This is a genomic window from Pseudomonas sp. TH43, from assembly GCF_016650635.1.
In the GTDB taxonomy this organism is placed as follows: Bacteria; Pseudomonadota; Gammaproteobacteria; order Pseudomonadales; family Pseudomonadaceae; genus Aquipseudomonas.
This window is the reverse complement of the sequence record NZ_JAEKFI010000004.1, coordinates 1,349,320-1,361,398: the sequence shown is the minus strand read 5'-3', so window position 1 is coordinate 1,361,398 and position 12,079 is coordinate 1,349,320. Positions and strand designations below refer to the sequence as shown.

Annotated in this window: 10 protein-coding genes and 3 pseudogenes; 3 read left to right on the top strand and 10 right to left on the bottom strand. The window is 60.1% G+C overall.

What is annotated here, in order from left to right; genetic code table 11:
- Positions 1-185: 185 nt before the first annotated feature.
- The 8 genes and pseudogenes from JFT81_RS22605 to JFT81_RS22570 form a co-directional block, all read right to left on the bottom strand.
- Positions 186-527, bottom strand: a pseudogene (locus tag JFT81_RS22605) (penicillin-binding protein activator LpoB); the annotation flags it as partial.
- Positions 528-720: 193 nt separating this feature from the next.
- Positions 721-1,062 (bottom strand): annotated as a pseudogene (locus JFT81_RS22600) (penicillin-binding protein activator LpoB); the annotation flags it as partial.
- A gap of 193 nt (positions 1,063-1,255) precedes the next feature.
- A pseudogene (locus tag JFT81_RS22595) lies at positions 1,256-1,597 on the bottom strand (penicillin-binding protein activator LpoB); the annotation flags it as partial.
- A gap of 196 nt (positions 1,598-1,793) precedes the next feature.
- Positions 1,794-2,537, bottom strand: a complete 744-nt coding sequence (locus tag JFT81_RS22590) for a penicillin-binding protein activator LpoB (protein ID WP_201229175.1) — start codon at positions 2,535-2,537, stop codon at positions 1,794-1,796.
- A 3-nt stretch (positions 2,538-2,540) separates the two neighbouring features.
- A complete protein-coding gene (lpoB, locus tag JFT81_RS22585) occupies positions 2,541-3,128 on the bottom strand; it encodes a penicillin-binding protein activator LpoB (protein WP_103302536.1) in 588 nt (195 codons plus the stop codon).
- Positions 3,129-3,164: 36 nt separating this feature from the next.
- A complete protein-coding gene (locus JFT81_RS22580) occupies positions 3,165-3,539 on the bottom strand; it encodes a YcfL family protein (RefSeq protein WP_011336502.1) in 375 nt (124 codons plus the stop codon).
- 15 nt (positions 3,540-3,554) lie between these two features.
- Positions 3,555-4,949, bottom strand: coding sequence for a hypothetical protein (locus JFT81_RS22575; protein ID WP_201229173.1), 1,395 nt, complete (start codon positions 4,947-4,949; stop codon positions 3,555-3,557).
- A 204-nt stretch (positions 4,950-5,153) separates the two neighbouring features.
- On the bottom strand, positions 5,154-6,542 hold the full coding sequence (locus JFT81_RS22570; protein WP_201229171.1) for a hypothetical protein: 1,389 nt from the start codon (positions 6,540-6,542) through the stop codon (positions 5,154-5,156).
- Between the two features lie 207 nt (positions 6,543-6,749).
- Here JFT81_RS22570 and JFT81_RS22565 point away from each other — a divergent pair, with 207 nt between their 5' ends.
- Both JFT81_RS22565 and JFT81_RS22560 read left to right on the top strand, forming a co-directional pair.
- Positions 6,750-8,645, top strand: a complete 1,896-nt coding sequence (locus JFT81_RS22565) for an FTR1 family protein (RefSeq protein WP_201229169.1) — start codon at positions 6,750-6,752, stop codon at positions 8,643-8,645.
- 102 nt (positions 8,646-8,747) lie between these two features.
- Positions 8,748-9,203 carry a YaiI/YqxD family protein gene (locus tag JFT81_RS22560; protein ID WP_201229167.1) on the top strand — a complete coding sequence of 152 codons (456 nt, stop codon included), beginning with the start codon at positions 8,748-8,750 and terminating at the stop codon, positions 9,201-9,203.
- Positions 9,204-9,358: 155 nt separating this feature from the next.
- Here JFT81_RS22560 and elbB read toward each other — a convergent pair whose 3' ends face one another.
- Positions 9,359-10,027, bottom strand: a complete 669-nt coding sequence (elbB, locus tag JFT81_RS22555; protein ID WP_201229165.1) for an isoprenoid biosynthesis glyoxalase ElbB — start codon at positions 10,025-10,027, stop codon at positions 9,359-9,361.
- Positions 10,028-10,143: 116 nt separating this feature from the next.
- Here elbB and JFT81_RS22550 point away from each other — a divergent pair, with 116 nt between their 5' ends.
- Complete coding sequence (locus tag JFT81_RS22550; RefSeq protein WP_201229163.1) at positions 10,144-11,379, top strand: sterol desaturase family protein; 1,236 nt, start codon at positions 10,144-10,146, stop codon at positions 11,377-11,379.
- Here JFT81_RS22550 and JFT81_RS22545 read toward each other — a convergent pair.
- Complete coding sequence (locus tag JFT81_RS22545) at positions 11,360-12,010, bottom strand: DedA family protein (protein WP_201229161.1); 651 nt, start codon at positions 12,008-12,010, stop codon at positions 11,360-11,362. The two genes, JFT81_RS22550 and JFT81_RS22545, sit on opposite strands and share 20 nt — an antisense overlap.
- Positions 12,011-12,079: the final 69 nt, after the last annotated feature.

The following is a 12,079-nucleotide window of genomic DNA, read 5'->3' as shown; positions in this document are numbered from 1 at the left end:
AGGCACAAAAAAGGCGACCTCATGAGGTCGCCTTTTTCATTGCCCTTTCTGGCTAGTGAGCTTTTGTGGCGAGGGGATTTATCCCCGTTGGGCTGCGAAGCGGCCCCTTCTTTTAAGATCAAGAGGGCCCGCTGCGCGAGCCAGCGGGGATAAATCCCCTCGCCACAGGAAGCCCGCATCCAAGATCAGCGCAAGATCATTGGCGCCGTATCACGCGGCAGATTGTTGCGCTGCGCCGGCTCCCGCGGCTGCTCGTAACCGCCACCACCGAGCTGCATGCTCAGTTGCCCGGCCACGTCCTCACCCAATGCCTTTGACACATCGCGAACAACCCGTGGGCGGTTCAGCGAGATTTTGATGTCGCGATGGTTCACCAGTTTGGTGTCCTGCGCTTCACCCATTGCCGTGAAGGCCGAAGTGATCTCGAAGGTCTTGGTGTTGATCAGGCTGAAATCTGCCACCAGCGTCAGGCCCAGCACCGCCGAATAGCTGTCGGTATTCGCCAGCTCGTTGATGTCCTGGGTGAAGTAAAAGGCGAACTCATGAGGTCGCCTTTTTCATTTCTGCCGGTTGAAGATCAACTGTGGCGAGGGGGCTTTTGTGGTGAGGGGATTTATCCCCGTTGGGCTGCGAAGCGGCCCCTTCTTTTAAGATCAAGAGGGCCCGCTGCGCGAGCCAACGGGGATAAATCCCCTCGCCACAGGAAGCCGGCATCCAAGATCAGCGCAAGATCATTGGCGCCGTATCACGCTGCAGATTGTTGCGCTGTGGCGCTTCGCGCGGCTGCTCGTAACCGCCACCACCGAGCTGCATGCTCAGTTGCCCGGCCACGTCCTCACCCAATGCCTTTGACACATCGCGAACGACCCGTGGGCGGTTCAGCGAGATTTTGATGTCGCGATGGTTCACCAGTTTGGTGTCCTGCGCTTCACCCATTGCCGTGAAGGCCGAAGTGATCTCGAAGGTCTTGGTGTTGATCAGGCTGAAATCTGCCACCAGCGTCAGGCCCAGCACCGCCGAATAGCTGTCGGTGTTCGCCAGCTCGTTGATGTCCTGGGTGAAGTAAAAGGCGAACTCATGAGGTCGCCTTTTTCATTTCTGCCGGTTGAAGATCAACTGTGGCGAGGGGGCTTTTGTGGCGAGGGGATTTATCCCCGTTGGGCTGCGAAGCGGCCCCTTCTTTCAAGATCAAGAGGGCCCGCTGCGCGAGCCAACGGGGATAAATCCCCTCGCCACAGGAAGCCCGCATCCAAGATCAGCGCAGGATGACCGGCGCCGTATCACGCGGCAGATTGTTGCGCTGTGGCGCTTCACGCGGCTGCTCATAACCGCCACCACCGAGCTGCATGCTCAGTTGCCCGGCGACGTCCTCACCCAATGCCTTTGACACATCGCGAACGACCCGTGGGCGGTTCAGCGAGATTTTGATGTCGCGATGGTTCACCAGTTTGGTGTCCTGCGCTTCACCCATTGCCGTGAAGGCCGAAGTGATCTCGAAGGTCTTGGTGTTGATCAGGCTGAAATCTGCCACCAGCGTCAGGCCCAGCACCGCCGAATAGCTGTCGGTGTTCGCCAGCTCGTTGATGTCCTGGGTGAAGTAAAAGGCGACCTCATGAGGTCGCCTTTTTCATTTCTGCCGGTTGAAGATCAACTGTGGCGAGGGGGCTTTTGTGGCGAGGGGATTTATCCCCGTTGGGCTGCGCAGCGGCCCCTCTTTCAAGATCAAGAGGGCCCGCTGCGCGAGCCAACGGGGATAAATCCCCTCGCCACAGGAAAGCAGTTCTCCACATCAATCAGCGCAAGATCATTGGCGCCGTATCACGCGGCAGATTGTTGCGCTGCGCCGGCTCCCGCGGCTGCTCGTAACCGCCACCACCGAGCTGCATACTCAGTTGCCCGGCCACGTCCTCACCCAATGCCTTTGACACATCGCGAACGACCCGTGGGCGGTTCAGCGAGATTTTGATGTCGCGATGGTTCACCAGTTTGGTGTCCTGCGCTTCACCCATTGCCGTGAAGGCCGAGGTGATCTCGAAGGTCTTGGTATTGATCAGGCTGAAATCTGCCACCAGCGTCAGGCCCAGCACCGCCGAATAGCTGTCGGTATTCGCCAGCTCGTTGATGTCCTGGGTGAAGTCGATGTCCGACACCGTGCCGAACAGAACATAGTCGGCACCCTTGAAGTTGCCGGCCTTGATCCGCTTGATCACATCGTAGACGTCACCCTTGGACGATGCGGTGTACGGCGTGCCCTGCACCAGCTGGAACATGCCGGTACGCAGAATTTCACCCTTGATGTCGCCGGTGAATTTGCGCAGCTCGCCCTGTTCGATGTAGCTGGTGGTCGCTTCGATCTCGTTGTAGCTCGAAGAACCGCTGGCGCTGTAGTAACTCTCGCGGTGATTGCTCTGGGCCGAAACGATGTGGATGTATTGCTCCACACGCTCCTGATACGCCAGATCCGTCACCGCGACTTTCGGGGCCGCTTGCGCGCCAAACGCGCAAGCCAGGGCCATCATGCCAATCCATGCGCGCATCGATTAACGCTCCGTGGTTTTGCGGATCTCTTTTTCGTCCATCCACTCGGCCAGACCGCTTTCCACGTCGATCAATTGCAGGCTGAATTTGTAGAAGACGTCCTTGTAATCGCTGCTGCGCTTGACGATCGAGCTGATCGAACCTTCGATGCGGTACTTGGCAGCCACCATGTTGCCGGTCTTGGCCACGGTGCTCTTCTTGTACAGACCGCTCTGGTTCTGCAGCTTCAACTGGTCAACCTGGCTCTGCATCGCATTGTTGTCGCTGGCGAAACGGGCAACGCCGGTTTTCATCAGCTGGGTCTTGATGCTGGTGGTGATTTCGCGTGTATCGATGTACTCGCTGGTCTTGTTCTTCACGTCGTAGACCTGAACCACAGGACGATTTTGCAGAATGCCGGACTGAGCCAGCGAGCGGGTCATCGACTCGGCGATCATTTGCAGATCGGTCGAACCGAATTCGTTGGTCACGGTTTCAACCGCTTTGGTGTCGCCGTAGCTAATGTTCTTGCTGCCCAGGGTCGGCGAGGTATTGGCGCAACCGGAGGCCAGCAGGGCGATTACGGCGATGCAGGAAAAGCGTACAAACATGGCAATGTTCTCTAAATCAGGAATAGGGTGGCGGGCTTAAGGCGTCTTGAGTTCCAGACGGAAGTCCACGGCTTTCGGCGTCGGGGCGATGCCCTGGATGAAGCTGGTTTGCGCGCCGTACATCATCTGGCTTTTCCAGACTTCTTCTTCGGCGATCGGGAAACCTTCCGGGCCGAGCCAGGCGAAGCGGTAGTAGAACGTCTTGTTGCTGTTGAGGGTGTTGCTCAACTGCACGTTGACGGTCATGAAACCGTTTTCGCGGGCGACGCGCATGGCGCCGACGACGATGTGTTTCTGTGGCCCCATGGCCACGACTTTGCTCGCGGCGCTGCCCGGTTCAGGCGGCGGCGGGGTGGCGCAGCCGCTCGCCAGCAAGGCGAGGGCGGCGACGGCGATGAGTTTGAAGCGCATGCAAAGACTCCGTTCTTAAGGTTGTTTGAGGCTGGCGACGTTGGTCGCGCCGGCGCTCGGGATGACGTGGGCGGCGAGACCGCCAGCGAATACCTGATTGCCGACGGCACGCAGGCTGATCACTTGATAGCGCTGATCAACGGTGACCTTGACCACCGAACCACCTACAGCGCTCGGCAAGGTGACCTGGTGTTCACCTTTCTTCAAGCGCAGACGCACCACTTGGGTGTTGTCCGGCAGGGTGCGCCACGTACGGGTATCGGCACCTTCGAGCACGGCTGAAGAAATACCGACCGCGAGACCGGCCAGCGGGTTGGTTTCGTTGATCTTCTTCTGTGCCACGCCTTTGGTGATCGCGCGCACGGTGGTGCGCACGATGATCCCCGGCATGTCATCGCGCAGGGCGCGGCGGGACATGGCGGTGGTGCTGTTGAGGGCGGTCAGGTTGACTTGCTGGCCGTCGACACCGATCTGTGCGAATGGCGCGGTGGAGGTGTCGGCCTTGATGATCGGGAACGACAGTGGGGTGATCACAACGTTGTTGGAGATCGGCAATGGCAATGGCACCCGAATCGAATCACGGGCCGGCGCCAGACCGCTTTGCACGACGATCAGGATGTCGCTGTCGTCGCTTTTGCTCGGCTTGTCGAGGTTGACCAGCGCCTGTTCCAGCAGCGGCGTGTTCGGGCGCAGTTCGGCTGCCTTGCGGTAGCCCGGCGCAGCCAGATCTTTTTCACCGAGGGCTTCATAGACGTAGCCGGCCAGGTAATGGCTGAACGCACTCTGGTAGCTGTTTTTCAGGCTGACCACTTCCGGCGCGTCGAGGCTGGCGACCGGATAACCCTGCAGGTCCTTGTATTGAGTCTTGATGCCTTCTTTCTCGGCTTCTTCCTCGCTCTTGAGGTATTCCTTGTCACGCAGATCGGCGATCACCGCTTCGCGTTCGTGAGTCTTCTTGATCGCGGTACGCGCGCCGTCGAAGTCATTGACCGCCAGCAGGTTCAGGGCCATCTGCGTGGTCAGCATGACTTTTTCGTAGTCGTAGCCTTCGTAGCGACGGACTTTGTCGTTGACGATGAAACTGCCGAACTGAGCGAGGTATTTGCCGGTGTCGAGTTTGACCGAATCTTCCCACTGACCGACCACTACATCGGCGCTGGTCCAGGCGTTCTGGCTGCCGGACAGGTCGCCCTTGGCACGCAGCAGTTCACCTTTCTCGAAGTAATAGAGCAGGTCTTTGTCCGGGCCGCTGTTGTTCTTTTCCAGCAGGGTCAGGGCGGCGTCGACGTGGCCGCTGGCCAGTTGCTGGTTGGTCTGGGCCAGTTCGGAGTCGTAGTTGCGAAAAGCGGAACAACCGGACAGCAGAGTGACAGCGCTGAGCGCGATCAAGGTGGGAGCGCGGAATGCCATGGGGGTACTTCTTCCCTGGAGTAAATACAGCCGCGGATGCTGGTCGGGCTGGTATGACCCATCGACAGTGGCGCTGGCCTCCTGCCAATTCCTCATATCCTGAGGAGCTTTAATGCCGTTTCGCAATAGCGAGGGCGCGGCATTATAAACGGGAGGTGATGGCTATGTAATAGCTTTTTAATTGCACTGGTTAGTTAGATGCCATTACGGCGGCGGAGGTGTTTCGGGGAACAGCCATGACGATCCTATGTAACGGTTCTGCCCCATGAATACCCGCAGGCTGAACACCTGATGGCTCTGGTCAACGCGCACGGTGAACCCGTCCTCTGCATGGTGGTAGGGAAAACGCACGCGGTGCAGGCCTTTTTTCAGGCGCAGCCGTGCGACCAGGGTTTTGTCCGGCAGGGTGCGCCAGGTGCGCGTGTCAGCCTCTTCGAACGGGTCGTGCTCGGTGACTACCAGTGAAGCCTTGGAGGGATCGCGTTGGTTCTTTTCAGCCTGGCCGATTGCCGCCATGTTGGCGCGAAACATGGCACGCGAAATGATCGCCGGCATGTCATCACGCAAGGTGCGCATGGCCATGTCGGTGACGCTGTTGATCATCGTGAGTTTGTGTTGTTTGCCGTCGACGACGATATCCGTCAGGGCGGGCGTAAGGGTATCGGGCACCATCACCGGAAACGAGATCGGCGCGACAATCGTCAGATTTTCGTTGAGTCGCACCGGGATTGGCACTTGCACCGAACTGCGTGCCGGGGCGAAACCGCTTTGCACCACGACCAGGATCTCGCTTTCATCGTCGGCTGGCCCGGGCTTGTCCAGATTACGCAAAGCGCTTTCGAGGAAGGGCACGCCCGGACGCAACTCGATCGCCTGACGATAACCCGGCGCCGCGAGCGTGCGTTCACCCAAGGCTTCATAGGTAAATCCAGCCAGATAATGGCTGAACGCGCTCTGGTAACCGTTTTTCAGTTCGATGACCTGCGGGGCGTCGAGGACGGCGACCGGATAGCCTTGCAGGTCTTTGTAATGCAGCTTGATACCTTCTTGTTTCGCTTGCTCTTCAGCTTCTTCGTATTGCCGCTCGCGCTGGCGGGCAATCAGGGTTTCGCGCTCGTGGGTTTTCTTGATGTCGGCGCGGGCATTGTCGAAATCGTTGTCCGCCAGTTGGTTGAGGGCCATCTCGGTGGTCAGCATGACTTTTTCGTAGTCATAGCCGTCGTAGCGCAGCAGCTTGTCGTTGACCAGCATCGTGCCTATTTCGTTGCCGAAGCGGGTCAGCAGCTTCATGGGGGCGGAGTGCACGGCGTCTTCGCGCTGGATAATCATCTGGTCAGCCCTGCGCCACGCTTCCTGGCTTTTTGGCAGGGCAGTGCCGGCGCTGAGAATCGCACCTCGCTCCAGGTAATACAGCAGATCCTTGTCTTCCCAGGGGTTGTTCAGTTCTAACAGGTAGAGCGCTTCGTTGAGATTACCCTTCGCCATCTGGTCGATGGTCTCCTGCATCTCCTGATCGTAATTACGGTAGGCGGCGCATCCGCTCAGTTGCACGGCGGCGCTGAACAGCAGGAAAAACGGCAAGCAATGGCGCATGGAGGCAGGTTCTTCCGTGAACGGCAATGGCTGGGAGGTGACGCATTATAGGGTTGGTTTGAGGTCCGGAGTTGTCGTCGAGTGCACGGCTGAACTTCCCGCCAACGACCACGAAAGTGCGCTGAAACATAAACGCCGACAAAGCTTGAGAGAAACGTCGTCGGAGTGAACAATATGTAACTCTGTATTTCCCCTTGAGAACCCTTCATGACTGCCTCGTCCCGATTTCTGGCCTGGCTGGTGTTCCCGCTGTGCGCCCTGAGCAGCTTCAATCTGCTGGCCGACACCGTGGAAGGCGCGCCGCAAGCGCTGCACCTGCTCGATTACATCAGCGCCGATTACCCGCCGACGGTCGAGGCGGGAAAAATTCTCGACGACGCCGAATACCGCGAGCAGCTGGAATTCACTCAGGCGTTGCAGAGCCTGATCAGCGCGCTGCCGGCCAAGCCGGAAAAGGCCGCGCTGGAACAGGGCGTCGATGCGCTGCACAGTGCGATCACGGCGAGGCAGGACGGTGCGGACGTCGCCCGTCAGGCGCGGCAACTGGGGGCGAAACTGGCCGTGGCCTATGAAGTCAGCCAGGCACCGATCATCACCCCGGACCCTGCACGTGGCGCGCCGCTGTATGCGCAAAATTGCTCGGTGTGCCACGGCGACAGCGGCGTCGGTGACGGCCCGGCAGCGCTCGGCATGACGCCTGCGCCAGCCAATCTGCGGGAAGCTGCGCGGATGGATCACCTGAGCCTGTATGCGATCTACAGTACCCTCGGTCAAGGCGTCGAAGGCACCGACATGCCGGCGTTCGCCGATCAGCTCGACGATCGTCAGCGCTGGGATCTGGCCACCTACATCGCCGGCTTCAGCGCCGATGCGGCGGCCGCCAAGTCCGAGAAAACCTACAACATCGCCGACCTGGCGCGTCAGACCCCGGCCGAAGTACAGGCCGCCGAGGGCGCACCAGCGGCGGCGACGTTCCGTGCGCAACGGGCGCAGCCGCCGCAGGTCAAACGTGGCCCGGCGCAGTTGCTCGACTACACCGCCGCGACGCTGGACAAGAGCCTGGCGGCGTACCGAGCCGGTGAGCACGATCAGGCCTATGACCTGTCCGTAGCGGCGTATCTGGAAGGTTTCGAGCTGGTCGAAAGTTCGCTGGATAACGTCGACGCTAACGTGCGCAAAGACACCGAAAAATCGCTGATGGCTTATCGGCAATCGTTGCAGGACGGTTTGCCGGTCGAGCAGGCCGAGCAGCGTCTGGATGTGGCCAAAGCCAAGCTGAAGGAATCCGCCGGTCTGCTGGGCAGCGATGGCTTGAGCTGGTCTTTGAGTTACATCTCCGGGCTGCTGATTCTGCTGCGCGAAGGGCTGGAAGCGATTCTGGTGCTGGCGGCGATCCTCGCATTCCTGCGCAATACCGGCCAGCAATCGGCGGTGCGCAGCGTCAACGTTGGTTGGGGGCTGGCACTGCTGGCTGGCCTCGGCACCTGGGCGCTGGCGGCGTATGTGATCGATGTCAGCGGTTCGCAGCGTGAATTGCTTGAAGGTGCAACGGCGTTGTTCGCCAGCGTGATGGTGCTGTGGCTCGGCGTGTGGATGCACGACCGTCGCCACGCGGCGGCCTGGCAGGATTACATCAAGAGCAGCCTGGTCGGTGGCGGCGGGCGTTTCGGCTTTGCGATCCTGGCGTTCTTCTCGGTGTATCGCGAACTGTTCGAAGTGATTCTGTTCTACGAAACCCTGTGGTTGCAGGCAGGGCCAGCCGGGCATGACGCGGTGCTGGCAGGCGGGGCGACGGCGCTGGTACTGCTGGTCGGTCTGGCGTGGGTGATCCTGCGCGGTTCGGCGAAACTGCCGCTGACGTTGTTCTTCAGCATCAACGCCGCGCTGCTCTGCGCGTTGTCGGTGGTGTTTGCCGGGCATGGCGTGAAGGCGTTGCAGGAAGCCGGGATCTTCGGCACGCGGCCGGTGGCGTTCTTTGAATTTGACTGGCTGGGGATTCATGCCGACGCGTATTCGTTGACGGCGCAGGCGGTGGCGATCTTGGCGATTGTGGTGTTGTATGGGCGTAGTTGGGTGGCTGAGAAACGGCGAGTAACGGCCTGACAGCATTCGCTGCGCTCACATTCGCGGGCAAGCCTTGCTCCTACAATGAACGTTGTGGGAGCGTGGCTTGCCCGCGATGCTTTTTGGAATGAGGAAACGATGATGCGTGTATGGATCGATGCCGACGCCTGCCCTCGGCAAGCGAAAGATCTGGTGGTGAAGTTCGCCCTCAAGCGCCAGTTCGAGGTGGTGCTGGTGGCCGGGCAACCGCAGACCAAGCCGGGGTTGGCGATCGTCAAATTGATCGTGGTGCCGAGCGGGCCGGATGCGGCGGATGATTATCTGGTCGAGCACGCGGTGCCGGGTGAGCTGGTGATCTGCAGCGATATCCCGCTGGCCGATCGGCTGGTGAAGAAGGGCGTGGCAGCGCTGGACCCGCGCGGCAAGGAATTTGATGCGCAGAACATGGGAGAGCGCTTGGCCGTGCGTAATCTCTTCACCGACCTGCGCGAGCAAGGCCAGATGAGCGGCGGCCCGGCGCCGTTCGGCGATCGCGAGAAGCAGGCGTTTGCCAATGCGCTGGACCGGATCCTCACGCGCCTGACCCGCAAACCCTGATTCAACCGGATCCCTGTGGCGAGGGGATTTATCCCCGTTGGCCTGCGCAGCAGGCCCCGCTCTTGAATTAAAACAGCGGGGCCGCTTCGCGCCCCAACGGGGCGGTGCGACGTTTCGCTAAATCCCCTCGCCACAAAGGATTTCAGCAATTCCGGTCAGGCGTCGTTTTCGTGGGTCAGTTCGAGGACGCGGTCGACCAGTTTGTTGATCCCCGACGCCGCTTCGCTGATGTTCTGCGCCAGCATGTAAGCCGGGGTGGTCACCAGTTTGCGTGCCTTGTCTTCGATGATGTCGCTGACGGCGCAGTCTTCGTGGGTCGCGCCCATCTTGTTCATGGCGGTGGCGGTGTCGGCATCATTGCCGATGGTGCAGGTCACGCCCGGGCCGTAGATTTTTGCCGCAAGTGCCGGCGAGATGCACATCAGGCCGACCGGTTTGCCCGCTTCGGCAAACGCCTCGGCCAACGACAGGACTTCAGGCTGAACGGAGCAGCCCGCGCCTTCGACGGCAAAGTTGGAAAGGTTCTTCGCCGCACCAAAACCACCGGGCACGATCAGCGCATCGAAGTCGTCGACGTCGGCCTCGCGGATGTCCTTGATGTTGCCACGGGCAATGCGCGCCGATTCCACCAGCACGTTGCGCGACTCGGGCATTTCTTCACCGGTCAGGTGATTGATCACATGCAATTGCGCGATGTTCGGGGCAAAGCACTGCACCTGCGCGCCGCGTTGATCGAGGCGCAGCAGGGTGATGACGCTCTCATGGATCTCGGCGCCGTCGTACACGCCACTGCCGGACAGGATCACTGCAACTTTTTTGCTCATGGGTTTCTCTCCAGATTCATGGCGCTAAATGTCCACTAAATTGTCGCGCGTTGCCATAGGGTAAACGGGCGGCTACACCTAGGATCTGTCCTTCAAGACTTCACTCAGGACGCGTCATGGACTTCATTCTGTATGCGGTGCCGTTCTTTCTGGTGTTGATTGCGCTGGAGCTGTTCACCGACCGTTGGCGCGGGGTCAGCAACTATCGCCTGGCCGATGCGGTGAACAGCATCAGTACCGGCGTGCTGTCGACCACCACCGGGTTGCTGACCAAAGGCGTGGGGCTGCTCACGTACGCGTTTGCCCTGGAGCATCTGGCGGTGATCCGGCTGCCCGCAGACAGCGTCTGGGTCTGGGTATTGGCCTTCGTCCTCTACGACTTCTGCTACTACTGGCTGCACCGCATGGGCCATGAGCGCAACATCCTCTGGGCTGCGCATTCGGTGCACCACCAGAGCGAGGAGTACAACCTCTCCACCGCGTTGCGCCAGACCAGTACCGGGTTTCTGCTGGGCTGGGTTTTCTACCTGCCGATGGCGGTGCTCGGAGTGCCGCTGCTGGTGTTTGTCAGCGTCGCGGCGCTGAACCTGCTTTATCAATTCTGGGTTCACACCAGACACATTCCCAAGCTCGGCTGGTACGAGTGGTTTTTTGTCACGCCGTCCAATCATCGGGCTCACCATGCACAGAACGCTCTCTACATGGATCGCAACTACGGCGGGGTGTTCATTTTTTGGGATCGGCTGTTCGGCACGTTCCAGGAGGAAGATGACAACGAACCGGTGATTTTCGGCGTGACCACACCGCTGGCGAGCTGGAATCCGCTGTGGGCCAATGTGCAGTTTTATGCGCAGCTGTGGGACGACGCCCGGCGGGCCGAGAGCAAGTGGGACAAGTGGCGGATCTGGTTCATGCGCACCGGTTGGCGTCCGGCCGATGTCGCGGCCAGGTACCCGATGAACAAGCCGGATCTGGCTCAATTTCGCAAATTCGACGTGCCGCTTGAACGGCGTCAGCAGGGATACGTGGCGTTGCAGTTTTGCGTGTACATCGCGCTGGGCAGTTATCTGATGAACCTCGAGCGTAGCCTGCCGACGGCCGCATTGGTGCTCGGCTGGGGCGCGGTGGCGTTCGGGGTGTTTGCGTTGGGCGTGGCCCTGGAGAATCGCCCGTGGGCGCTGAAGGTGGAGCTGTTGCGGCTGGCATCGAATGTGCCGCTGGTGTGGCTGGCGCCGGTCGTTGGGCTATGGCCGGCCAGCCCGCTGATGTGGGCTGGCTTGCTCGGTTACAGCCTGCTCAGTGGCATCGGGCTGTATGTGTGCCGCCAACGAATTACTCGGTTGGCGGTTTAGGCTCGTCGGCTTTGACCTGTTCGGCTTGATGCAACTGCGCAGCTTTTGCTGCTTGTTCGTCGGCGTAGACCTGCTTCGCCAGACGCGCATTCTTGAAGCGGCGGCGCAGCCACAGGCCAACACCCAGAACCAGCAAGGCACCGAGAACCCACAGCTCGTATTTCTTGATGCTGCCGAGCATGCCTTCCAGTACCGCACCGAAGTGGTACGCCGCAGCGGCCAGTGCCGTCGCCCAGATCGCCGCACCGATGCCGTTGAGCAACAGATAGCGTCCCGGTGGATAGCCGGACAGGCCGATCGCCACCGGCATCACCGTGCGCAAGCCATACACGAAGCGGAAGCTCAAAACCCAGATGTCCGGATGCTTGCGAATGTGTTCCAGCGCGCGGTCGCCCATCATCTGCCAGCGCGGTTTGCGCGCCAGCAACTTGCGCCCGTGCTTGCGGCCCAGGAAGTACCACAGCTGATCGCCGGCATAACTGCCGAAGAACGCCACGACCACCACCATATTGATGTCCATGTATCCACGGAACGCGAGGAAGCCCGCGAGCACCAGAATGGTTTCGCCTTCGAAGAACGTGCCGAGGAACAAGGCAAAGTAGCCAAAGTCATGCAGAAATTGTTGGAGCATTGTCTGGGTGCTGGCGAAATGAACGCGCAGCCTAACCCTTCGGACACATTCATGAAAGTGTCGAAATGT